The 20,085-nt window shown below is 66.1% G+C and carries 24 protein-coding genes and 1 pseudogene; 17 read left to right on the forward strand and 8 right to left on the reverse strand.

Features of this window, described 5'->3' with window-relative positions:
• Positions 1-165: 165 nt before the first annotated feature.
• Together gloA and ACDI39_RS05940 are read left to right on the forward strand one after the other, a co-directional pair.
• Positions 166-693, forward strand: coding sequence for a lactoylglutathione lyase (gloA, locus tag ACDI39_RS05935; protein WP_225790346.1), 528 nt, complete (start codon positions 166-168; stop codon positions 691-693).
• Positions 694-787: 94 nt separating this feature from the next.
• Positions 788-1,036 carry a hypothetical protein gene (locus ACDI39_RS05940; RefSeq protein WP_225790345.1) on the forward strand — a complete coding sequence of 83 codons (249 nt, stop codon included), beginning with the start codon at positions 788-790 and terminating at the stop codon, positions 1,034-1,036.
• Between the two features lie 34 nt (positions 1,037-1,070).
• On the opposite strand, the gene ACDI39_RS05945 is transcribed toward ACDI39_RS05940, so the two are convergent.
• Positions 1,071-1,895 (reverse strand): shikimate 5-dehydrogenase, encoded by an 825-nt coding sequence (locus tag ACDI39_RS05945; protein WP_225790344.1) that lies wholly within the window; start codon positions 1,893-1,895, stop codon positions 1,071-1,073.
• A gap of 231 nt (positions 1,896-2,126) precedes the next feature.
• Between ACDI39_RS05945 and ACDI39_RS05950 the strand changes: the two genes are divergently transcribed.
• Both ACDI39_RS05950 and pbpG read left to right on the forward strand, forming a co-directional pair.
• Complete coding sequence (locus ACDI39_RS05950; RefSeq protein WP_225790343.1) at positions 2,127-2,309, forward strand: hypothetical protein; 183 nt, start codon at positions 2,127-2,129, stop codon at positions 2,307-2,309.
• Between the two features lie 241 nt (positions 2,310-2,550).
• Positions 2,551-3,477, forward strand: coding sequence for a D-alanyl-D-alanine endopeptidase (pbpG, locus tag ACDI39_RS05955; protein ID WP_225790342.1), 927 nt, complete (start codon positions 2,551-2,553; stop codon positions 3,475-3,477).
• Between the two features lie 49 nt (positions 3,478-3,526).
• Here pbpG and ACDI39_RS05960 read toward each other — a convergent pair whose 3' ends face one another.
• Positions 3,527-3,949: a hypothetical protein gene (locus tag ACDI39_RS05960; protein ID WP_225790341.1), complete on the reverse strand. Its 423-nt coding sequence runs from the start codon at positions 3,947-3,949 to the stop codon at positions 3,527-3,529.
• 193 nt (positions 3,950-4,142) lie between these two features.
• Between ACDI39_RS05960 and ACDI39_RS05965 the strand changes: the two genes are divergently transcribed.
• From ACDI39_RS05965 to ACDI39_RS06005, 9 genes are all read left to right on the forward strand, one after another.
• Positions 4,143-5,477: a lysine N(6)-hydroxylase/L-ornithine N(5)-oxygenase family protein gene (locus ACDI39_RS05965; protein WP_225790340.1), complete on the forward strand. Its 1,335-nt coding sequence runs from the start codon at positions 4,143-4,145 to the stop codon at positions 5,475-5,477.
• A 287-nt stretch (positions 5,478-5,764) separates the two neighbouring features.
• Positions 5,765-6,964, forward strand: coding sequence for a PepSY-associated TM helix domain-containing protein (locus tag ACDI39_RS05970; RefSeq protein ID WP_225790339.1), 1,200 nt, complete (start codon positions 5,765-5,767; stop codon positions 6,962-6,964).
• Entirely contained in the window at positions 6,961-7,500 is a 540-nt protein-coding gene (locus ACDI39_RS05975; RefSeq protein ID WP_253091326.1) for a thiamine pyrophosphate-binding protein, read from the forward strand. The genes ACDI39_RS05970 and ACDI39_RS05975 overlap by 4 nt, the downstream gene beginning before the upstream one ends.
• Positions 7,497-7,817, forward strand: coding sequence for a hypothetical protein (locus tag ACDI39_RS05980; RefSeq protein ID WP_225790337.1), 321 nt, complete (start codon positions 7,497-7,499; stop codon positions 7,815-7,817). Before ACDI39_RS05975 ends, ACDI39_RS05980 begins: the two co-directional genes overlap by 4 nt.
• The gene (locus tag ACDI39_RS05985; protein WP_225790336.1) at positions 7,814-8,383 is read left to right on the forward strand and encodes a DUF6162 family protein; all 570 of its coding nucleotides are present in this window, start codon (positions 7,814-7,816) and stop codon (positions 8,381-8,383) included. Before ACDI39_RS05980 ends, ACDI39_RS05985 begins: the two co-directional genes overlap by 4 nt.
• A 16-nt stretch (positions 8,384-8,399) precedes the next feature.
• A complete protein-coding gene (locus ACDI39_RS05990) occupies positions 8,400-9,317 on the forward strand; it encodes a metal ABC transporter substrate-binding protein (RefSeq protein ID WP_253091327.1) in 918 nt (305 codons plus the stop codon).
• Complete coding sequence (locus ACDI39_RS05995; RefSeq protein WP_486538017.1) at positions 9,314-10,060, forward strand: metal ABC transporter ATP-binding protein; 747 nt, start codon at positions 9,314-9,316, stop codon at positions 10,058-10,060. The genes ACDI39_RS05990 and ACDI39_RS05995 overlap by 4 nt, the downstream gene beginning before the upstream one ends.
• On the forward strand, positions 10,060-10,959 hold the full coding sequence (locus tag ACDI39_RS06000) for a metal ABC transporter permease (protein ID WP_225790333.1): 900 nt from the start codon (positions 10,060-10,062) through the stop codon (positions 10,957-10,959). The genes ACDI39_RS05995 and ACDI39_RS06000 overlap by 1 nt, the downstream gene beginning before the upstream one ends.
• Positions 10,960-10,961: 2 nt before the next feature.
• On the forward strand, positions 10,962-11,864 hold the full coding sequence (locus ACDI39_RS06005) for a metal ABC transporter substrate-binding protein (RefSeq protein WP_253081099.1): 903 nt from the start codon (positions 10,962-10,964) through the stop codon (positions 11,862-11,864).
• Between the two features lie 68 nt (positions 11,865-11,932).
• Here the strand turns inward: ACDI39_RS06005 and ACDI39_RS06010 are convergent, their stop codons facing one another.
• The 4 genes from ACDI39_RS06010 to ACDI39_RS06025 form a co-directional block, all read right to left on the reverse strand.
• A complete protein-coding gene (locus ACDI39_RS06010; RefSeq protein WP_486538019.1) occupies positions 11,933-13,024 on the reverse strand; it encodes a DUF1615 domain-containing protein in 1,092 nt (363 codons plus the stop codon).
• Positions 13,021-13,572 (reverse strand): hydrolase, encoded by a 552-nt coding sequence (locus ACDI39_RS06015; protein WP_486538021.1) that lies wholly within the window; start codon positions 13,570-13,572, stop codon positions 13,021-13,023. Before ACDI39_RS06015 ends, ACDI39_RS06010 begins: the two co-directional genes overlap by 4 nt.
• 77 nt (positions 13,573-13,649) lie before the next feature.
• Positions 13,650-14,369 carry a thioesterase II family protein gene (locus ACDI39_RS06020; RefSeq protein WP_225790331.1) on the reverse strand — a complete coding sequence of 240 codons (720 nt, stop codon included), beginning with the start codon at positions 14,367-14,369 and terminating at the stop codon, positions 13,650-13,652.
• A gap of 9 nt (positions 14,370-14,378) precedes the next feature.
• A complete protein-coding gene (locus ACDI39_RS06025) occupies positions 14,379-14,600 on the reverse strand; it encodes an MbtH family protein (protein ID WP_225790330.1) in 222 nt (73 codons plus the stop codon).
• 168 nt (positions 14,601-14,768) lie between these two features.
• Between ACDI39_RS06025 and ACDI39_RS06030 the strand changes: the two genes are divergently transcribed.
• On the forward strand, positions 14,769-15,386 hold the full coding sequence (locus tag ACDI39_RS06030; protein ID WP_225790329.1) for a LysE family transporter: 618 nt from the start codon (positions 14,769-14,771) through the stop codon (positions 15,384-15,386).
• 3 nt (positions 15,387-15,389) lie between these two features.
• Here ACDI39_RS06030 and ACDI39_RS06035 read toward each other — a convergent pair whose 3' ends face one another.
• Positions 15,390-15,791: a hypothetical protein gene (locus ACDI39_RS06035; RefSeq protein WP_486538024.1), complete on the reverse strand. Its 402-nt coding sequence runs from the start codon at positions 15,789-15,791 to the stop codon at positions 15,390-15,392.
• A 136-nt stretch (positions 15,792-15,927) separates the two neighbouring features.
• On the opposite strand from ACDI39_RS06035, the gene ACDI39_RS06040 reads away from it, so the two are divergent.
• Positions 15,928-16,983, forward strand: coding sequence for a hypothetical protein (locus tag ACDI39_RS06040; protein WP_225790327.1), 1,056 nt, complete (start codon positions 15,928-15,930; stop codon positions 16,981-16,983).
• Positions 16,984-17,073: 90 nt separating this feature from the next.
• A pseudogene (locus tag ACDI39_RS06045) lies at positions 17,074-18,678 on the forward strand (ATP-binding protein).
• 9 nt (positions 18,679-18,687) lie between these two features.
• Here the strand turns inward: ACDI39_RS06045 and ACDI39_RS06050 are convergent.
• Complete coding sequence (locus ACDI39_RS06050; RefSeq protein ID WP_225790325.1) at positions 18,688-19,131, reverse strand: nucleoside deaminase; 444 nt, start codon at positions 19,129-19,131, stop codon at positions 18,688-18,690.
• A gap of 163 nt (positions 19,132-19,294) precedes the next feature.
• Here ACDI39_RS06050 and ACDI39_RS06055 point away from each other — a divergent pair, with 163 nt between their 5' ends.
• Complete coding sequence (locus tag ACDI39_RS06055; protein ID WP_253091329.1) at positions 19,295-19,984, forward strand: type 1 glutamine amidotransferase domain-containing protein; 690 nt, start codon at positions 19,295-19,297, stop codon at positions 19,982-19,984.
• The last annotated feature ends 101 nt before the right edge of the window (positions 19,985-20,085 follow it).

The raw sequence follows: 20,085 nt of genomic DNA on the forward strand, positions 1-20,085 counted from the left end.
AAGGACTAGCGACCCCATCACGCGCCCGCACATGCGGGCCTCTAATTCCAGCGCCCTGCCTTCGTGCAGGGCGTTTTCATTTGCGCGCCCACCTGACTGCCGTATCATGACGCACCTGTCTTTACCGCTGGCGCCTCACGGCCCAGCCCCGTTCCTGGAGTACCCATGAGCCTGCACGACCTGCAAACCCTGCCCGGCGTCACCGCCCAGCCGGACGCCGCCACCGCCAACTTCGTCTTCAACCACACCATGCTGCGGGTCAAGGACATCGAGAAGTCCCTGGACTTCTACACACGTGTCCTGGGCTTCAGCCTGGTGGACAAGCGCGACTTCCCGGAAGCGGCCTTCAGCCTGTACTTCCTGGCTCTGGTCGACCCGGCCCGGATCCCGGCCGACGACGCCGAGCGCCACCAATGGATGAAGTCGATCCCTGGCGTGCTCGAGCTGACCCACAACCACGGCACCGAGAACGACCCCGAGTTCGCCTACCACGACGGCAACACCGATCCGCGCGGCTTCGGCCACATCTGCATCTCGGTGCCGGACGTGCGCGCAGCCTGCGAGCGCTTCGAAGCCCTGGAAGTCCCCTTCCAGAAGCGCCTGAGCGATGGCCGCATGAAGCACCTGGCCTTCATCAAGGACCCGGACGGCTACTGGGTGGAAATCATCCAGCCTGGCGAACTCCAGGGCTGAAACCTGCGCGGTACGCTCGTCGGGCCGGGAACTCCCGGCCCCTCGCTGTGGTATATGGAAATGACCGCTTCCAAGCCACAGCGAGGTAAGGACGATGCAAACCCTTCACTGTGAATACCGCGACCACACCATCACCGCCAGCGTGATGGCTCACCCGGACTCCCCCCTGCCCTATGCCGCCGGCTGCCGGATCACCGACCCGGAAGGGCACACCAGCAGGCGCATCGCGCTGCCATTGAAGATGGCGTTTCTCTGCGACCTGGAAAATGCCCAGCATGCGGCGCTCGCCCATGGGCGGTGGCTGGTCGACCAGCAGCTGGATGGCCATCGCAAGGCCTTCTGAGCCTTGGTGAACCGGGGGCCGCACAGCGGCCCCGTCAATCCTGCCCCCGGGCATGGACCACCGCGGCGTCCACCTGCGCCTGCGTCGGACGCACCCCGGTGTACAGCACGAACTGCTCCAGCGCCTGCAGGGCAATGACCTCCAACCCAGTGATGACCGGCTTGCCCAACACCTCGGCCCGGGCGATCAACGGCGTGCGCGCCGGCATCGCGACCACGTCGAATACCCGTTCGGCCGCCGCGATGGCAGTTTCCGGAAACGCCAGCTGCTGCGCCTCGGGCCCGCCCGCCATGCCGATCGGCGTGACGTTCACCAACATCGGCGGGCACAGGTCGTCCAGCTCGGCCTGCCAGCGATAACCGCAAACATCCGCCAATTGCCGCCCGGCCTGCTCATTGCGGGCGACGATGATCCCTTCCCGGAACCCGGCGTCCCGCAGCGCGCTGGCCACCGCCTTGGCCATACCGCCGCTGCCACGCAAGGCAAACGCGGTACCCGGATCGACCTCATGCCGTGCAAGCAACTGGCGCACCGCCAGGTAGTCGGTGTTGTACGCCTTCAGATGGCCGTCGCTATTGACCAGCGTATTGACCGATTCGATCGCCGCCGCCGACGGGTCGATCTCGTCGACCAGCGCCATGCAGGCTTCCTTGTAGGGCATCGACACGCCACAACCGCGAATACCCAGGGCCCGGATGCCCGCCACCGCCGCCGGCAGGTCCTGGGTGGTCATGGCCTTGTAGTAATAGTCCAGGCCCAACTGCTGGTAGAGGTGGTTGTGAAAGCGTACCCCGAAGGTGCCGGGCCGCCCGGCCAGGGAAATGCACAGGACGGTGTCTCTGCTGGGTGGGATGGCCATTGCCTGTTCCTTCTCGCTGAATCGTTCATGCAGCGTAACAGAGAGTGCCTGCCATCCTTACACAACCTTTACCCTGCACCCGCTACTCGCTTGACGGTCACCGCTGTCATCATGGGGACACCCACTGCGCTGGCGATCGTTGATAAAAGCAATGATCACTATCGAGGAAGTTGATTTCAAAACGCGCCGATGGCTCCGTAAGGTAGGGCCAAGTTCCACAGGAGATACCCAATGGCCACTATCCAGATCATGTCCGTCATCGGCAGCGCCGTCCCGGCTCCCTTGCGTGAACAGGGAATGCTGGCTTGCTGGTACCTGGTGCGCAATGGCGAGGCGGTCAGCGGCCCGCTGGCATCGCGGGCTTCGGCCCAGGCCCTTGCCGAACGACTGCAGGCTACAAGCTTGCTCGCCTGAACGAATTTTGTTGTGCGTTGCTCTCTATGCCTCTGTTGCCCGCCTTCCCTGGCGGGCTTTTTTTGACCTGGCGAGCCGACGAACGGCGCCGGGGAGAAACGTTCCAGCATGAAGCTTTTTTCATTTCGGCGCCTGCGATCAACGAGCAATCGACAGCACTTCGACCATACTCCAGAATGCACGGTTTCTGGGGGAAACCCTTGCACAGCCAACGACATACCAACCTTTAGTGAGCCTCAACGTGAAAACTCCCCTGTCCATTCTCAGCCTGCTGCTGTTGCTCACAGGAACCGCCATCCCTCCGTCGACCGCTGCTGCACAACCCTCGACCCAGGTACAACGCGACCCCGCCAAGCTGCACCTGGCCTCTGGCAGCGCCCTGCTGATCGACCTGAACACCCACAAGGAGCTGTACGCCAGCCATGCCGACCGCGTGGTGCCGATCGCCTCGGTGACCAAGCTGATGACCGCGATGGTGGTGCTCGACGCCAGGCAGCCGATGGACGAAATGCTCACCATGACCATCGCCAACAACCCACAGATGAAAGGTGTCTATTCGCGGGTGCGGCTGGGCAGCCAACTGAACCGGCGCGAGACCTTGCTGATCACCCTGATGTCGTCGGAGAACCGCGCAGCCAATAGCCTGGCCAACCATTACCCGGGCGGTTATGGCGCCTTCATCAAGGCGATGAACGCCAAGGCCCGCAGCCTGGGCATGACGCAGACCCGCTATGTCGAGCCCACGGGCCTGTCGACCCAGAACGTCTCCACGGCCCGCGACCTGGCCAAGCTGCTGCTGGCGTCGCGCAAGTACCCGATGCTCAGCGAGCTGTCCACCACCCGCGAGAAGACCGTGGCCTTCCGCAAGCCCAACTACACCCTGGGCTTTCGCAATACCGACCACCTGGTGAACAAGAGCGACTGGGACATCACGCTGACCAAGACCGGCTTCACCAACGATGCCGGCCACTGCCTGGTGCTGCTGACCAAGATGGACAACCGCCCGGTGGCCATGGTGATCCTCGACGCCTTCGGCAAGTACACCCACTTCGCCGATGCCAGCCGCATGCGCCAATGGCTGGAAACCGGCACGGCCAAGCCGGCGCCGGCGGTGGCGATGCAGTACAAGGCCGAACGCCAGAACCGCGCGCGGCTGGCAGCGGATTGACTGCGCAGCCAGGGCTGCGTTGCAGCCCAAGGTGACACCCCAGGCCCTCTCAGGCCTGGGTGCTGACCATACCGCCAGCACTGCTGCCACCGGCTTTGCTCAGAGCCTCGAGCAACTGGGCGGTAGCCGCCAGGATCTCGCCATTGAGAGTGGCGATGCTGGCCTGCTTGGCGCTGACCGCCGCCAGCTTGCTGGTTTCGTCCATCTCCCGCTGCATGAGCTCGGCCAGTTGCTTCTGCTCCTCGGCCAACTGCTTCTGCAGCTTCTTGATCATCTCGCGCAATTGCTTGATGTGCGGCGGCTCGCTGCTGTCCTCGGCACTTTGCGCCTGTTGCGCTCGCTCGCCACCACGAAGCCCGGACACATCGACCTGCAAGCGCCCTTCGCGCTGGCGCCCCTGCCCGGCCTCGCTCACCTCGCCAGCATTGGGCAGCGATGCCGCGGGGATGTTGATTGCGGTGATTCCTACCATGTTCCCCATGTCCTCACTTGAGTCCTTGTACCCCGCTTCTATCGGCTATCCAGGACATTTCTTGAGTCGAGTGACCGCCGCAAGCCCCCCCAGGTAAATTCTCCACCCTCCGGCTCGTCCTAATCGGTGTACTTGCGCAGGACTCGGAGCGCCTTGCGCGGCGCCTCTACACGACTATCCAAGGAACGCCTCCATGAGCCAGACCTCTTCCCCCGAAAAAATCCACGACCTTATCGGCGTCGGCTTCGGCCCTTCCAACCTGGCCCTGGCCATTGCCTTGGAAGAGCTCGCCGAAACCAACGGCCATGCCCTCGATGCCCTGTTCATCGACAAGCAGAGCGACTACCGCTGGCACGGCAACACCCTGGCCACCCAGAGCGAATTGCAGATTTCCTTCCTCAAGGACCTGGTCTCGCTGCGCAACCCCACCAGCCCATACAGCTTCGTCAACTACCTGCACCAGAAACAACGCCTGGCCGACTTCATCAACCTCGGTACGTTCTACCCCTGCCGACTGGAATACAACGACTACCTGCGCTGGGCCGCCGAGCATTTCGCCACCCAGGCGGTGTATGGCGAAGAGGTGCTGCGCATCGAACCGGAACTGCGCGACGGTCGCGTCGATCACCTGCGCCTGGTATCTCGCGACCAGCAGGGTCGCGAACACCTGCGCCGTGCACGTTCGGTGGTGGTCGGCAGTGGCGGCACGCCGAAGATCCCCGAGGCCTTCCGCGCCTTCAAGGGCGACCCTCGTATCTTCCACCACTCCCAGTACCTGAGCGCCCTGCAGCAACTGCCTTGCACCGAGGGCAAGCCGATGCGCATCGCCGTGGTCGGCTCCGGCCAGAGCGCCGCCGAGGCCTTCATCGACCTCAACGACAGTTATCCATCGGTCAAGGTCGACATGATCCTGCGCGCCTCGGCGCTCAAGCCGGCCGACGACAGCCCGTTCGTCAACGAGATCTTCGCCCCCGAGTACACCGACCTGGTGTTCAACCAGCCCCACGCCGAGCGCGAAAAACTCATCGCCGAGTACCACAACACCAACTACTCGGTGGTCGATGTCGACCTGCTCGAACGCATCTACGGCATTCTCTATCGCCAGAAGGTCGCCCACAATCACCGTCATGCCGTACTTTGCCGTCGCACTATCGAAGATGTGGTGAACACCGCCGAAGGTATCGAACTGACCCTGCGCGACCTGGCCACCAACGTACGCCAGACCCATCGCTACGACGCGGTCATCCTCGCCACCGGCTACGAGCGCCGCTCCCACCGCGAACTGCTCGCCCCCCTGCAGCAGCACCTGAAGGACTTCGACGTGGACCGCGACTATCGCGCCCTGGCCAGCCCGGAGTTCGGCGCCAGTGTCTACCTACAAGGCTTCTGCGAAGCATCCCATGGCCTGAGCGATACCTTGCTGTCTGTGCTGCCGGTACGCGCCGCTGAAATCGGTCAGTCGCTGTACAAGCACCTGAGCAAACAAGCCACGGGGGCACATGACGTCGTAGCGCTTACCCGCGCCTGAATATCAGGGGCTGCAACGCAGCCCCAATGTTGTTCAACTTGAAGCGCCCTCCCCCATGCACAGCGCCCCCTCCTGGCGCTGTGCCGCCCGCTGATGCCCAGTTGGCAACCCCTCCCAGATACAATCTGCAAAAACCAGGGCCCAGGCAGGCCCGAAAGCCCCTAATGGCCATCGCTGAAATATTTGCTTTCATTTACAGTGGCAGGATTTCGATTCTCATTCGTCTTATTAAATGCAGCCTCCAGGTTGAGCCGTGACTCGACCCTCATTTTTCAGAAGACCGACCGATGGCCCGACAAACGAAAAAATCCAAGTCCAAGCTGTGGTTTCTCGTCCACAGCTGGCTCGCCCTACCGATCTGGTTCTTCGTCCTGATCGTCTGTTTCACCGGCATGCTGGCCGTGGTCAGCCAGGAGATCGTCTGGCTGGCGAACCCCGACGTGCGTGCGACCAAGCCCAACGACGATGCCGAGCGCCTGAGCTTCCAACAGGTGCTCGACGCCATGCACAAGGCCGAGCCGGACATGGTGGTGCGCTCCCTGAGCCAGCCGGATGGTTCGCACTTCGCACTGACCGCCAGCGCCACCCTCGCCGACGGCACGTCACGGACGCTCTACGTCAACCCCTATACCGGCGCGATCCAGGGCAAGATGCCGGACTTCAACTTCGAAGCCTTCACCCGCGCCCTGCACGGCTGGTGGCTGGTGCCGTTCACCAACGGCTACAGTTGGGGCTGGTACCTGGTCTCGCTGCTGGGCCTGCCGATGCTGGCCTCGCTGGTCACCGGCCTGGTGGTCTACAAGAAGTTCTGGAAAGGCTTCTTCAAGCTGCCGCGGCGTAGCCATGGGCCGCGGATCTTCTGGGGCGACCTGCACCGCCTGGCCGGTGTCTGGTCGATCTGGTTCATCGCGGTGATCTCCATCACCGGCACCTGGTTCCTGATCCAGGCGATCCTCGCCGACAACCACATCACGATCTCCACCGAACCCGTGGTGCCAGTGATCGCCCGCGAGGACGTACCCCGCACCGAGGACGGCAGCCCTGCCCCTCGCATCGACCTGAACGAGGCCCAGCGCATCGCCACCACGGCGATCCCCGGCCTGGACATCACCTTCATCTCCTTGCCAGGCACCGCCTACAGCCACATCAGCATGGGTGGGCGCGGCTGGTACCCGCTGATGTTCCAGACCGCCGAGGTCAACCCCTATACCCGTAACGTCGACAGCCAGTTCCTGCTCTCGGACCGCTCGACCCTGGAGTTCGTCACCGAGTCCATGCGCCCGCTGCACACCGGCGACTTCGGCGGTTTGCCGATCAAGCTTATCTGGGCGTTCTTCGGCCTGATCCTGACCCTGATGGTGTTCAGCGGCCTGCTGATCTGGACCAAGCGCACCGCCCAGGCCACCGCCGCCGCCCTCAAGCGCGGCGAGCGCGAGGCCCGGCCACGCAAGGCACATAGCGAAACCACCGTGGAGATCCAGCCATGAGCCAGGCACAGACCCTGCCCGCCAGCCCCCTGAAGCAGCTCTGGCTGAAGTGGCGCTTCCACCTGAACATCCTGCTGATCCTCATTCCCCTGGGCTTCATGCCCAAGTATTTCGCCGACGCCAAGCTGTTTCGCGGCGAGGCAGGGTTGGGCGTGAATCAGGTCAGCGGCATCCAGGTCGGCCCGTACAGCCTGGACCTGGCCGAGCTACGCGACCAGCCACCACAGCCCAATGGCCCGGCGGGCTATTTCAAGAGCTTCAACGCCGCACTGTGCAAGACCTGCATCGACGGCGCCAAGGCCGTCTACCTGCGCATCGGCAAGCCCCGCAGCCTGCGCGCCGCCGGCACGTTGTTCTTCGGCGCGCCATACCGCATGGGTACCTCGCTGCCGGTCCCGCCGCGCACCCACCCCGACGCCGACATCTGGATCACCATCGAAGGCTGGGACGGCAGCATGCACCAGGCCTCGGTCCCGCTGGCCAAGGCGTCGCCAGCCACCGTGGCCTGGCTCGAGAAACAAGGAGGCAAGAAATGAAACACCTGATGCGCAGGCTCGCCCTGCCCCTGCTGATGCTGGCCGCCACGCCCGCCCTGGCCCACAACCCCATGTGCGAGTGCGAGCCAGTCGACGGCGACCAGATCAAGTGCACCGGCGGCTTCTCCGATGGCAGCGGCGCACCGGGGGTGACCCTCGACGTGATCGGCTACGACGAACAGGTGCTGGTCGGCGGCAAGCTCGGCGATGACTCGACCCTGACCTTCAAGCGCCCCGACGGCGAGTTCTACGTGCTGTTCGATGCTGGGCCCGGCCACGTGGTGGAAGTGGACTACGCCGATATCGGTGAACCATGAGTCGCGCCCAGTTGGTGCGCCCGGCAGGCGCCGGGCATGAAACCCTGTACGTGCTGTTGGCCGCCGTGCTGATCGTGGTGCTCGCCGCCACGGTGGTGGGGTTGCGGGGCGAGCGCCAGGACGAGCAGGCCGTGGCCAGCCACCAGCTCGATGTGCGCCGCGACCTCAATGCCGCGGAACAGGGCATCTATACCGACCTGTGGGTCGCCTTCGACGAAATCCAGGCGCTGCGCGAAGAGCAAAGCCAAGCGCCACAGGTCGAGGCACTGGCCGAGGATGGCCTGCCGCCCTTCGTCGCCGACGCCAGTAGCGCGAGCCGTGGCAACCACCAATGGCAGTGGCTCGACGCCGGCGCCTACCTCGGCCGCAGCCAGGATGCCCAGGTGGCCGGCAGCTTCCTGCTGGTCCTGCCGCCTGACGGCGACAGCCACCCCGATGTCTGGCTACGCCGCGACGGTACCGCCACGCCACCCGCCGACCTGGGCCAGGAGGCCCTGATCGCCGCCGGCTGGCAGCAGGTGGTCAGCCACTACGACGCCGGGGTCACCCGCCAACACCGCCACTGAACCCAAGGACTCCTCCATGTTCCGCTCCGCCCTCGCCCGCCGCGTCCTCGCCCTGCTCCTGGCCTGCGTCCTGCCGGCCCTGGCCCAGGCCGACAACGGCAAGCCCCTGCGCATCGGCATCACCCTGCACCCTTACTACAGCTACGTGAGCAACATCGTCGGCGACAAGGCCGAGGTGGTGCCGCTGATCCCGGCCGGCTTCAACCCCCATGCCTATGAACCGCGCGCCGAGGACATCAAGCGCATCGGCACCCTGGACGTGGTCGTGCTCAACGGCATCGGCCACGACGACTTCGCCGACCGCATGATCGCCGCCAGCGAGAAGCCCCAGATCAAGACCATCGAGGCCAACGCGAACGTGCCGCTGCTGGCCGCCACCGGCATCGCCGCCCGTGGCGCCGGTAAGGTGGTCAACCCGCACACCTTCCTGTCGATCAGCGCCACCATCGCCCAGGTCAACAACATCGCCCGCGAACTGGGCAAGCTCGACCCGGACAACGCCGCCGTCTACCGGCAGAACGCCCGCGCCTACGCCAAACGCCTGCGAGCCCTGCGCGCCGAGGCCCTGGCCAAGGTCACCGAGGCGCCCAACGCCGACTTTCGCGTGGCCACCATCCACGCCGCCTACGACTACCTGGTGCGCGACTTCGGCCTGGAGGTCACCGCAGTGGTCGAGCCGGCCCACGGCATCGAGCCGAGCCCGGCGCAGTTGAAGAAGACCATCGACCAGCTCAAGGCCCTGGACGTGAAGGTGATCTTCTCGGAGATGGACTTCCCGTCCGCCTACGTGGACACCATCCAGCGCGAGTCCGGCGTGCACATCTATCCGCTGACCCACATTTCCTATGGCGACTACACCAAGGACAAGTACGAGGTGGAGATGAAGCGCAACCTCGACACCGTGGTCAAGGCCATCCAGGAGAACCGCGCATGACCGCGGCCGCCAACCTCGCCACGCCCTGCGGGCCGCGCATCGAGTTCGCCGGCATCGACCTGACCCTGGGCCGCACGCGCATCCTCGAACAGGTCGCCTTCAGCGTCGCCGCCGGCAGCGTGCACGCCATCGTCGGCCCCAACGGCGGCGGCAAGAGTTCGCTGATCAAGACCCTGCTCGGGCAGATGCCGCACCAGGGCCAACTGACCCTGCACTGGCCAAGCGAGCAGGAGGTGATCGGCTACGTGCCCCAGGCCCTGGAGTTCGACCGTGGCCTGCCGATGACCGTGGACGACTTCATGGCCTCCATGTGCCAGCGGCGCCCGGCGTTCCTCGGCCTGTCCCGGCGCATCCGCCCGGCCATCGACGCCGCCCTGGAGCGGGTCGGCATGCTCGACAAGCGCAAGCGGCGCATGGGCGCCTTGTCCGGCGGCGAGCGCCAGCGCGTGCTGCTGGCCCAGGGGCTGATCCCCGAGCCGCAACTGCTGGTGCTCGATGAGCCCATGTCGGCCCTCGACGAGGCCGGTATCCAGGTGTTCGAACAGCTGCTGCACAGCTGGCGTCAGGCCGGCACCACGGTGCTGTGGATCGAGCACGACCTCGAGGCGGTACTGCGCCTGGCCGACCGGGTCACGGGCCTGAGCCGCCAGGTGCTGTTCGACGCCCCGCCCGCCCAGGCCCTGACCCCGGAGCGCCTGCTCGGGCTGTTCTCCATCCACCCTCGCAGCGAGAACCTTGCCTGATGAGCTATGAAGCTTTCCGCCAGCTGGTCCAGGACTGGGCCACGGCTGGCTACCTGCCCGAGGCCCTGGCCTACGGTTTCGTGGTCAACGCACTGCTCGCCGGCCTGATGATCGGCCCGGTACTCGGCGGCCTGGGCACCCTGGTGGTGGTCAAGCGTTTCGCCTTTTTCTCCGAGGCGGTCGGCCACGCCGCGCTCACCGGCGTGGCCATCGGCATCCTGCTCGGCGAGCCGTACACCGGCCCCTATGGCAGCCTGTTCGGCTACTGCCTGCTGTTCGGCATCCTGCTCAACTTCCTGCGCAACCGCACGGGGCTGTCGCCGGATACGCTGATCGGCGTGTTCCTCTCGGTGTCCCTGGCCCTGGGGGCGAGCCTGTTGTTGATGCTGGCCGGCAAGATCAACGTGCATATCCTGGAGAACGTGCTGTTCGGTTCGGTGCTGACCGTCAGCGCCCAGGACCTGGTGGTGCTGGGCATCGTCGCGCTCCTGGTGCTGGCCCTGGCCGTGCCGCTGTACAACCGCATCATGCTGGCCAGCTTCAACCCGCAACTGGCTGCGGTGCGCGGGGTGGCGGTGAAGACGCTGGACTACCTGTTCGTGGTGCTGGTGACCCTGGTCACCGTGGCCTCGGTGAAGGTGATCGGCGCGATCCTGGTCGGCGCCCTGCTGGTGATCCCGGCCGCTGCCGCACGCCTGGTCAGCCAGTCGCTCAAGGGGTTCTTCTTCGCCTCGGTGGTCATCGCCACCCTGAGCACCCTGCTCGGCATCCTCCTGCCGATCGTCTTCGACCTGCCCGTGCCATCGGGCGCCGCGATCATCCTGGTCGCCGGCGCATGCTTCGCCCTCGCCGCCCTGGCCCGCGCCCTCGTTCCACGCCTGCAAGGAAACCCGGCATGACCCTGAGCCTCAAGCACCTGACCCTGGCCCTCGCCCTGGCCGGCCTGCCCTCCCTCGCCCTGGCGGCACAACCGACCGCGCGCACCGGACAGGTCGCGGCCACGCAAGTGCTGACCACCCTGCCGGTGACCCACAGCCTGGCGGTCGCCCTGCTCGACGGCACCACCGTGCAGCTCAAGCGCGCCGCCCCGGCCAACCTGCCGGCCAGCCGCCAACCGTCGTACTTCAGCGGCCGCGGTGGCGCCAGCCTGCAGAAGGCGGCGCAGCAGGCCGACGCAGTGATCGGCCTGCGCTCGATCTGGCGCGACGACCCGCTCTACCCCATGGCCCGGCGCAGCAACATCCGCATCGTCGAGATCGACGCTGCGCGCCCGGTGGACGGTGCCCTGCCGGGTATCGCGGTCAAGGGCGACGACGCCTTCGCGGCCTACCCCTGGCTCAACCCGACCAACCTGGGGCGCATGGCCGATGTGCTGGCCAACGATCTCGAGCGCCTGTCGCCGGCCGACAAGGCGAAGATCCAGACCAACCTCGCCGGCCTCAAGCGCCAGTTGCTGGAGCTGGCCGCCAGCAGCCAGACACGCCTGGCCGAGGCCGACAACCTCAGCGTGGTGAGCTTGTCCGAACGCTTGGGCTACCTGGCCAGCGGCCTCAACCTGGACGTGGTGGAGCAGCCGCTGCCGGCCGAAGACAAATGGGACGAGGCGGCGCTCAAGGCCCTGGGCGACAACCTCGCGGCCCAGGACGTGGCCCTGGTGCTGCATCACCGCCAGCCGGACCCAGCGGTGGCCAAGGTGATCGAGGCCGCCGGCGCCAGGCTGCTGGTCGTGGACAGTGACCCGGCGGATGCCGTGGCCGGGCTCAAGGCCAGTGTCGACCAGGTGGTCGGAGCGTTGACCCTCTGATTGGCTGGGGCCTTGTTGCAGGCGGGCTTTCATCGAGGGCCATCTGGGGCTGCTGCGCAGCCCCATGATCACCGCTGCATGCACCGCCGATAACGCTCGTCCACCCTCCCCGCGAACCACGCCGTGGTCAGCTTGCGGGTGATCTTCGGGCTCTTGAGCTCGATGCCCGGTAGCACCGCCCGAGGCATGGGCTTGCCCGCTGCCGCATCGGCCAGGGCGAACACCCCGCGGTACAGGGCCGTTTCCTCGAACGCCAGGCGCTCGCCCTCCTCCAACTGGCTGCGGATCTGCGGGTTGCGCAGCCCAAGCTTCACCCCCAGCTTGCGCGCCGCCTGCTCGGTATGGCCGGGCATGATCGCCCCCGGGGCGACCAGGTCGCCGTCGAGCGCCAGCGTCTGGCCCGTCACCCGGCTCAGCGCCGCCTGGAACGCTGCATTGCGGCTGGCGTACCACCCGGCATTGAAATCAGCGAAGCGGTACAGCTGGCGCTCGTAGTGGCTGGGGTAGCCCAGCAGGTGGGCGATACCGAAGTACAGGCCGCCACGCCGGGTGAAGACCTCCTGGCGAATGGAGCCCTCGTAGGCATAGGGATAGCCCTCGGCATGGCGCTCGGCAAAATCGATACTGACCTGCATCGGCCCACCGGTGCGCACCGGGTTGAGGCCACCGAGCAGGGTACGGCCGAGCGGCAGGCCGGCGATGAAGTCGTCGAACAGGCCGCTCAACTGCCGCTCGCTGCGCACCGAGAGCAGCCGCTGCTGGTAGGTCTGGCCATTGCTCGAGGGTGTCTGCAAGGCAGCCTCCACCAGCATGCCTGGCACATGCAGGCGCGCGGCGCGCCGGTCGATCTCCTCCCGCGCGATGCGCCCCAGGTTAGGGACCTGGGGGTCGGCATTGAACGTCGACTCCTGCTCGGTCACCGCCAACACCGCACACAGGTTGCTCTTGCTCGGCGCCAGGCGCTGGGCACTGAACGCTGTCTGGATATCCCGCGCCCAACCGTCGCGATCACGCACTGACGCGGGCAGCAGGCGCTTGACCTGGGCCTGCACCTTGGCCGGGTCGGCCACCGGCTCGCCACGGGGCGTGGCACACCCCTGCAGCAACGCCAGGATCGCCGCCCCCAGCAGGACCTGGCGCCAGACGGTGGTTTCGCTCAAGGCTGCTCGCCCACCAGGTAGGTCTTGCTGATATGGCGGAACAGCGGGTGGTTGGCACTGCCCATCAGCTCGAACAGCACCATCTCGCGGGTGACCAGTTGCGCCCCGGCATCGCGCATGCGCGCCAGGCCCGCCGCCTTGCTGGCCGGCGTGCGGCTGTCGCAGGCGTCCTCGACCACGAACACCTGCTTGCCCTGGGCCAACAGGCCGAGCACCGTCTGCAGCACGCAGACGTGGGTCTCCATGCCGCAGACGATGACCTGCTCGCGCGCCATCAGGCTGGCGGGCAGGCACTCGGCGGCCACACAGGAGAAATGCAGCTTTTCCACCACCTCGGCCGCCGGCGAGGCTGCCTTGAGCTCTGCCAGGGTCGGGCCCAGGCCCTTGGGGTACTGCTCGGAAATCACCGTCGGCAGCGCGAGGTCCGCTGTCGCGGCCAGCAACCAGCGGGCCCGCGCCCGGGTACCCTGCGGGTCGCTCATGGCACCGATGAGTTTTTCCTGGATGTCGACGACCAGCAGCGTGGCGTTGTGAGGATCGATCAGCATTGTCTGCCCTTTTGCCTGGGAATAGGAGTGGCCCGCGATGGGCCACAACGATCCACCAAGGGTGGGGGCGACGTCAATCAGGCGGACAGGCGCAGCGGCTCGAGGGACTCGGCCAGCCTGCCGAGCACGCGGTCTTCGTGCTCATGAATGAAGAAATGCCCACCGGGAAACAGCGCCAGGGAGAAGTCGCCCACGGTTTCCCTGCGCCAGGCCAGCAACTGCTCCTCGCTGGCCCGGTCGTCCTCGCCGCCCAGGACATGCACGGGACACTGCAGCGGCGAGCGCTGACGATAGGCGTAACGGCCACACAGCAGGAAGTCGGCGCGCAGGATCGGTAGGGTCAGGCTCATCAGCTCCTGGTTGGCCAGCACCTCCTCGGGCGTCCCCTGCAACTCGCGCAGCTCGGCGAGCAGTTCGTCGTCGCACTTGGGGTCGCGCCAGTGCTTGCCGTCGTAGTCCTCGCGACGGGTCGGCGCGGCGGTACCGCAAGCGAACAGCGCCAGCGGCGCCGGGCAGCCCAGGGCCTGCAGCTCATGGGCCAGCTCGAACGCCAGCAGTGCGCCGAGGCTATGGCCGAGCAGCGCATAGGGGGCACTGGCAGCGAGGCGCTGTTCGCTGGCCAACTGGCGTGCCAGGGCCTGCATGTCGGTCTGCAGGGGTTCACCCAGGCGTGCACCGCGCCCGGGCAGCTCCACCGGGCGTACCTGCAGCCAGGCCGGTAGCTTGCGGCGCCAGCGGCTGTAGACCATGGCGCTGGCGCCGGAATAAGGCAGGCACAACAGGTTCACTGCGCTCACCGGCCCGCCTCACTGCGCCTGGGCTTCGGCCATCTTCTGGCGCAGGCTCAGGGGACGCATGTCGGTCCACACCTCGTCGATGTACGCCAGGCACTCCTTCTTCAGGCCGCTCTTGCCCACGGCGCGCCAACCGTTGGGAATCGCCTTGTAGTCAGGCCAGATGGAATATTGCTCTTCGTGGTTGACCACTACCTGGAATACGATGTCGTCGCGGTCGAAAACGGAAGTCATTGCCTGTCTCCTTGAATGATGAAGGCCGATGCGCGGCGCGCAGGTCGGCTTCCAAGGAAACGAAAGACACCCATGAAAAATTAGAAAATCCCCTGTCCGCCTTGCAAGCGAGGTGGATGATGGCCTATATCCATTCATCCCCCGACGATGCCCACCCGGAGATCCCCCATGCTCGGCGTGACCGACTACGGCGCTTTCGTGATTGCCTTCATCATCCTCCTGGCCATCCCCGGGCCGGGCAACTTCGCCCTGATCACCGCCACCGGCAAGGGCGGTATCAAGGGTGGCCTGGCCGCCACGTGCGGGGTGATTCTCGGCGACCAAGTGCTGATGTGGCTGGCCGTGGCCGGGGTGGCGACGCTGCTGGCCGCCTACCCTACGGCGTTCCATGTGGTGCAGTGGGCCGGCGCAGCCTACCTGGCCTGGCTCGGGCTGCGCATGGTGCTGAGCAAGCCCGGGGGCGCGCCGCGGGAAAGCCGGATGGCCAGTGGTCGCTACCTGCGCCAGACCATGATGATCACCCTGCTCAACCCCAAGGCGATCATGTTCTACATGGCGTTCTTCCCACTGTTCATCGACCCGGTGCGCCACCAGGGCGCGCTGACGTTCGCCTTCATGGCGGTGACCGTGGCCGCTCTGACCTTCCTCTATGGCCTGGCAGCAGTCCTGCTGACCCATCACTTGGCCGAGCGCATGCGCGCCAACCCGCGTGTGGCCAACCTGCTGGAGCGCCTGGCCGGGGCCTGCCTGGTGGGGTTCGGCATCAAGCTGGTGGCCATGCGCTGAGGCTCAGGCGTCGCGCAGCAGGTCGTGGGCGTCCAGCAGGCGGAAGGCGACCTGGGGATTGCGCTCCAGGCCCCGGCGGATGGCGGCCGGGATCGCCTGGCGGGTCTTGCGGCACAGGCCTGGCTGGTCGTCCAGCTCGATGACGATGCCGCGCATGGTGCGCACTTCGTTGTAACTGGGGGCAATGCGTACACGGATGCCCAACTGCTCGTACATGCGAAGCTGCAGGCGCTCGAGGTCGGCCAGGTCCCTGAGGTTTTCCAGGCGCTCGAGCAGGCGCCTTTCTTCCTGGCGGGTCAGCAGCAGGATGCGCTGGGCCTGGGGCGGCCCCTCGTGCAGACGTTCGCGCCCGCAGTTGCAGGCGCCTGGTGGGCAGGGTTGGCGAAGGGCATGGGGGGTACTCATGGGGCAAGCATAGTGCTTTCCACGCACACGTTCATCCAGCGTAACCCTGCATCTACGCCGGTCCACCAGGACACCCCGTTGCATTTACCGCCCGCCTGTCCCAAGCTCTGCCCTTCCCTTCGACCCGGACCCGCCAATGCCCCTACGCCGCCGCTACCTGATCGCCCTGGTGCTGCTGATCCTGGCATCGGTGCTGGTCGGCTACCTGTGGCGCGAGGCCCCACCGAGCCAGCCCAGCCTTCCCCCCCACAGCTACGCCAAGGCCCTGCGCCAGGCCCATGAAGGCCAGCCCGGCGCGGCGCGGGTCCTGTACCAGCAACTGCAGCGCAACGACCTGGCGCCAATCCGCCGCGCGGCGCTGTATGTCGAACTTCCCAACTACCCCTCGCCCCAAGCGTTGAAGCTGGCCCGGCTGGACCTGGAGCACGGCGACCCACTGGTACGCCGCGCCGCCATCGCCAGCATCCGCCGACTGCTGCCCCCGGCACAGCGCAGCCTGGTGCTGGGGCCGTTGCTGGAGGACAGCGAGCAGAGCGTGCGCTTCGCCGCGGTGGACGCCCTGCTGGGCCTGGACCCAGACGCCATCGGCCTGTACTTCGGCCCGCTCCAGCATGCCCTGGAACAGTACCAACAGGCATTGACGGCGCAAGCTGACGATGCCGCCGCCCAGGTTCACCTGGCCCGCCTCTACCTGCACGAGCACGACTACGAGCACGCTGCCGCTGCCCTGCGCCGCAGCCTGGAGATCGCACCGGATGACCTCGACGCCCTGGCCATCCAGGTGCGCCTGCTGGAGCGCCAGGGCGAGCACGATGCCTCCCGCCAGGTACTGGCCAAGGCCCTGGCCCTGCAGCCGGACTCCGCCTTCCTGCAGCACGAGCTGGGCCTGTGGCTGACACGCCACGAGCAACAGGAATATGCCTTGCTGGCCCTTTCCCGTGCCGTCGAGCTGGCACCGGACAACGCCGATTATCGCTACGTGCTGGCGGTGACCCTGCATGCACTGGACCAGGTCGAGGCCGCGCAGAAACAGCTGCAGACCCTGCTCGACCGGCAGCCGGCGAACCGTCGTGCACGGGTGCTGCTGATCCAGTACTGGAAGGAAACCGGCCAGTTGCAGAACGTCCAGGTACTGCTGGCCGAGCTGGAGCGGCAGAACCCCGACGACCCGCTGCTGCAGCAAGGGCTGTAAAGGAATCGTACACCTTGGGTTGAACCCTGGTCGTCGTCCCGTGGTCCAGTGGGTATCGGTCCGCCAGCCCATCGTCACAGGAGAGCTACCTTGGCCGGTTCGTTAGCCGTGGACGAACGTGCCCTGATCCTGGCACCCACGCAGATCGCTGCAGATGTTTCCCGTGTCCTGGCAAGCGTGGGCGTGGAGTGCCTGTGCACCACCGACCCGCAGCGCCTGGGCCATTGGCTGGCAGAAGGCGCCGGCCTGCTGGTCGCCGCCGAGCAAGCCCTGCCATGCGGGCCGCAATCGCCCTTGCAGCGTTTCATCGACCAGCAGCCGCCATGGTCGGACCTGCCCATCGTCCTACTGGCCGACACGCACTCGCCCAGCACCGGCCCACCCCATCCACGGCTGGGCAACGTGTGGCTGCTGCCCCTGCCCTTGGACGCCGCGCAATTGTCGAACCTGAGCCTGGCAGCCCTACGCACCCGGCGTCGCCAATACCTGGCCCGCGACCAGTTGCTCGACCTGCAGCAACGCCTGGAAAACGAGATGCAACGTCACCAGGCCGATGCACAGATGCTGCACCAGACCCGAAAGATGGAGGCCATCGGCCAATTGGCCGGTGGCGTCGCGCATGACTTCAACAACCTGCTGACCAGTATCGGCGGCAGCTTCGAGCTGATCGGCAAGCGCCTGCAACAAGGGCGTACCGAGCAACTCGAAGGCGTGTTGCGCATGGGCCAGGAGGCGGTTTCCCGGGCTGCCCGGCTGACCCATCGGCTCCTGGCGTTTTCCTCGCGCCAATCCCTGGAAAGCCGCATCGTCGACCTGCACGATCTACTGCAGCCGCAGGACCTGCAAGCCCGCCTGGGCGTCTCGGTGGATGTGCGCCTGACCTTGCCAGCCGACCTGTAGTTGGTCGAAGCGGACGACAAACAGTTGCACGAAGCCCTCGACAACCTGCTGCTCAACGCCTGCGAAGCCATGCCAAGCGGTGGCCACCTGAGTATCGAGGCGAGCAACCAACGGGTCGATGCCACACGCTTTCGCGGAGGTGGGCTGCCCAGTGGCGACTATCTGTGCCTGAGCATCATCGACGATGGCCAGGGCATGTCCGAGAGCACCCTGGAACGGGCCTTCGAACCCTTCTTCAGTACCAAGCCGGTCGGCCAGGGCGTCGGCCTTGGCCTGTCGATGGTCTATGGCTTCAGCAAGCAGTCCCATGGCCATGTGTCCCTGCGCAGCCGGATCGGCCAGGGCACGCGGGTCGACCTGTACCTGCCGCGCTACCTTGACCAGGCCCAGCCGCAGGCCTGCAGCACCGCCGGGCCGAGCACAGGCGGTAACCGCGACGTGCTGGTGGTCGAGGACGACGAGGCGGTGCGCCTGTTGCTCTGCCAGGCGCTGCGCGAAGACGGTTTTCCCTGCCACACCGCCTGCAATGCCAACGAGGCGCTGCAAGTACTGCGCTCGCCACAACCGATCGCCCTGATGATCAGCGATGTCGGGCTACCTGGGATGAATGGCCGGCAACTGGCGGAGATCGCCCGCAAGCTGCGGCCCGGCCTGCAGGTACTGTTCATCACCGGCTACGCCGAGACGGCCATGGCCCGCAACGGCTTTCTCGACCCGGGCATGCAACTGATCTGCAAACCCTTCGAGCTCAAGCACCTGCAGGCTCGTGTCGCCCAGATGCTGGGGAAAGGATGATAGGGCGTCTCAACGCCCGATGTCTTCGTCCCACAGTTGCGGATGGCTGGCGATGAAGTCCCGCATCATCCCCTCGCAGGCGGCATCCTGCAGCACCTCCAGGCGCACGCCGCGGCTTTGCAGCAGTTGCTCCTCGCCCATGAACGTGCGGTTCTCGCCCACCACCACATGGCGGATGCCGTAGAGCAGTATCGCGCCGCTGCACATGGCGCACGGCGACAGGGTGGTGTAAAGCGTTGCCTCCCGGTAGACCTCGGCCGGCTGACGCCCTGCCCGTTCCAGGGCATCCATTTCGCCATGGAGAATGGCGCTGGCGCATTGGACCCGGCGGTTATGCCCGCGCCCGATGATCCGCCCCTGGTGCACCAGCACCGAGCCGATCGGGATGCCACCTTCGGCCAGTCCCTGGCGCGCTTCATCGATGGCGGCCTGCATGAAAGTGTCCGACGTCATAGCCCCTGTCCCCTGGTTTTTCAGCGATATGGAAACGATTCCGGGCAAGGCTAGCACAGCGCTATCAGGGCATGGTTTTCCTGGCATTGCCGGCTATGCTCATTAGGCTTTCCCCCGTTCTCCGAGCAACCGGGGGCCTTTTCCAGCCGTTGGGAGTGTGGCCATGAGCAAGAAGATCCTGGTGGTGCTGACCAATACGGCGAAATACCCGACGCTCCACCGGGCCACCGGGCTGTGGCTGGGCGAGGCGGTGCATTTCGTCGACGAGGTGCAGAAAGCCGGCTATGCGGTCGATTACGTCAGCCCGTTGGGCGGCTACGTACCGATCGATCCGCACAGCCTGCAGATGGCCCCGGAGCTGGACTGGCAATGGTACGACGACAAAGCCTTCATGAATCGCCTTGGCAACACCCTCAGCCCCAACCAGGCCAAGGCCAACGACTATTGCGCGATCTACTACACCGGCGGCCACGGGGTCATCTGGGACTTTCCGGACAACCCTGCCCTGCAGGACCTGACGCGGCGCATCTACGAAAACGGTGGCGTGGTCAGTGCGGTATGCCATGGCGTGGTCGGGCTGCTCAACGTCAAGCTCAGCGACAACAGCCTGCTGGTCAAGGACCGCCAGGTGACCGGTTTTTCCAACACCGAGGAGAAACTGGCGGAGCTGGACAAGGTAGTGCCCTACCTCACCGAGAACGAACTGGTGGCCCGCGGCGGCAAGTACAGCAAGCACGACGATCCCTGGGCGGCGTTCGTGGTCTGCGACGACAGGCTGATCACCGGCCAGAACCCGGCCTCCAGCCAACGGGTGGCGGAACGGGTGCTGGAGTGCCTGAGAAAGCCGGCATGAGTCCGACAGCAGTCGGCCCGATAGCCCGCGCGACAAACGGATAGCGGCTACAGCCCGCCCCTCTTGCCCGACGTAACCTCCTGCCGTCTGTCCACTCACGG

It is taken from the genome of Pseudomonas sp. Tun-23181, from assembly GCF_057415455.1.

Excerpts from the sequence above, each read along its gene's own strand:
- gloA (WP_225790346.1), top strand. The coding sequence starts at position 166 with ATGAGCCTGCACGACCTGCAAACCCTGCCCGGCGTCACCGCCCAGCCG.
- ACDI39_RS05940 (WP_225790345.1), top strand. The coding sequence starts at position 788 with ATGCAAACCCTTCACTGTGAATACCGCGACCACACCATCACCGCCAGC.
- ACDI39_RS05945 (WP_225790344.1), bottom strand. The coding sequence starts at position 1,895 with ATGGCCATCCCACCCAGCAGAGACACCGTCCTGTGCATTTCCCTGGCC.
- ACDI39_RS05950 (WP_225790343.1), top strand. The coding sequence starts at position 2,127 with ATGGCCACTATCCAGATCATGTCCGTCATCGGCAGCGCCGTCCCGGCT.
- ACDI39_RS05960 (WP_225790341.1), bottom strand. The coding sequence starts at position 3,949 with ATGGTAGGAATCACCGCAATCAACATCCCCGCGGCATCGCTGCCCAAT.
- ACDI39_RS05965 (WP_225790340.1), top strand. The coding sequence starts at position 4,143 with ATGAGCCAGACCTCTTCCCCCGAAAAAATCCACGACCTTATCGGCGTC.
- ACDI39_RS05970 (WP_225790339.1), top strand. The coding sequence starts at position 5,765 with ATGGCCCGACAAACGAAAAAATCCAAGTCCAAGCTGTGGTTTCTCGTC.
- ACDI39_RS05975 (WP_253091326.1), top strand. The coding sequence starts at position 6,961 with ATGAGCCAGGCACAGACCCTGCCCGCCAGCCCCCTGAAGCAGCTCTGG.
- ACDI39_RS05980 (WP_225790337.1), top strand. The coding sequence starts at position 7,497 with ATGAAACACCTGATGCGCAGGCTCGCCCTGCCCCTGCTGATGCTGGCC.
- ACDI39_RS05985 (WP_225790336.1), top strand. The coding sequence starts at position 7,814 with ATGAGTCGCGCCCAGTTGGTGCGCCCGGCAGGCGCCGGGCATGAAACC.
- ACDI39_RS05990 (WP_253091327.1), top strand. The coding sequence starts at position 8,400 with ATGTTCCGCTCCGCCCTCGCCCGCCGCGTCCTCGCCCTGCTCCTGGCC.
- ACDI39_RS05995 (WP_486538017.1), top strand. The coding sequence starts at position 9,314 with ATGACCGCGGCCGCCAACCTCGCCACGCCCTGCGGGCCGCGCATCGAG.
- ACDI39_RS06000 (WP_225790333.1), top strand. The coding sequence starts at position 10,060 with ATGAGCTATGAAGCTTTCCGCCAGCTGGTCCAGGACTGGGCCACGGCT.
- ACDI39_RS06015 (WP_486538021.1), bottom strand. The coding sequence starts at position 13,572 with ATGCTGATCGATCCTCACAACGCCACGCTGCTGGTCGTCGACATCCAG.
- ACDI39_RS06025 (WP_225790330.1), bottom strand. The coding sequence starts at position 14,600 with ATGACTTCCGTTTTCGACCGCGACGACATCGTATTCCAGGTAGTGGTC.
- ACDI39_RS06030 (WP_225790329.1), top strand. The coding sequence starts at position 14,769 with ATGCTCGGCGTGACCGACTACGGCGCTTTCGTGATTGCCTTCATCATC.
- ACDI39_RS06035 (WP_486538024.1), bottom strand. The coding sequence starts at position 15,791 with ATGAGTACCCCCCATGCCCTTCGCCAACCCTGCCCACCAGGCGCCTGC.
- ACDI39_RS06040 (WP_225790327.1), top strand. The coding sequence starts at position 15,928 with ATGCCCCTACGCCGCCGCTACCTGATCGCCCTGGTGCTGCTGATCCTG.
- ACDI39_RS06050 (WP_225790325.1), bottom strand. The coding sequence starts at position 19,131 with ATGACGTCGGACACTTTCATGCAGGCCGCCATCGATGAAGCGCGCCAG.
- ACDI39_RS06055 (WP_253091329.1), top strand. The coding sequence starts at position 19,295 with ATGAGCAAGAAGATCCTGGTGGTGCTGACCAATACGGCGAAATACCCG.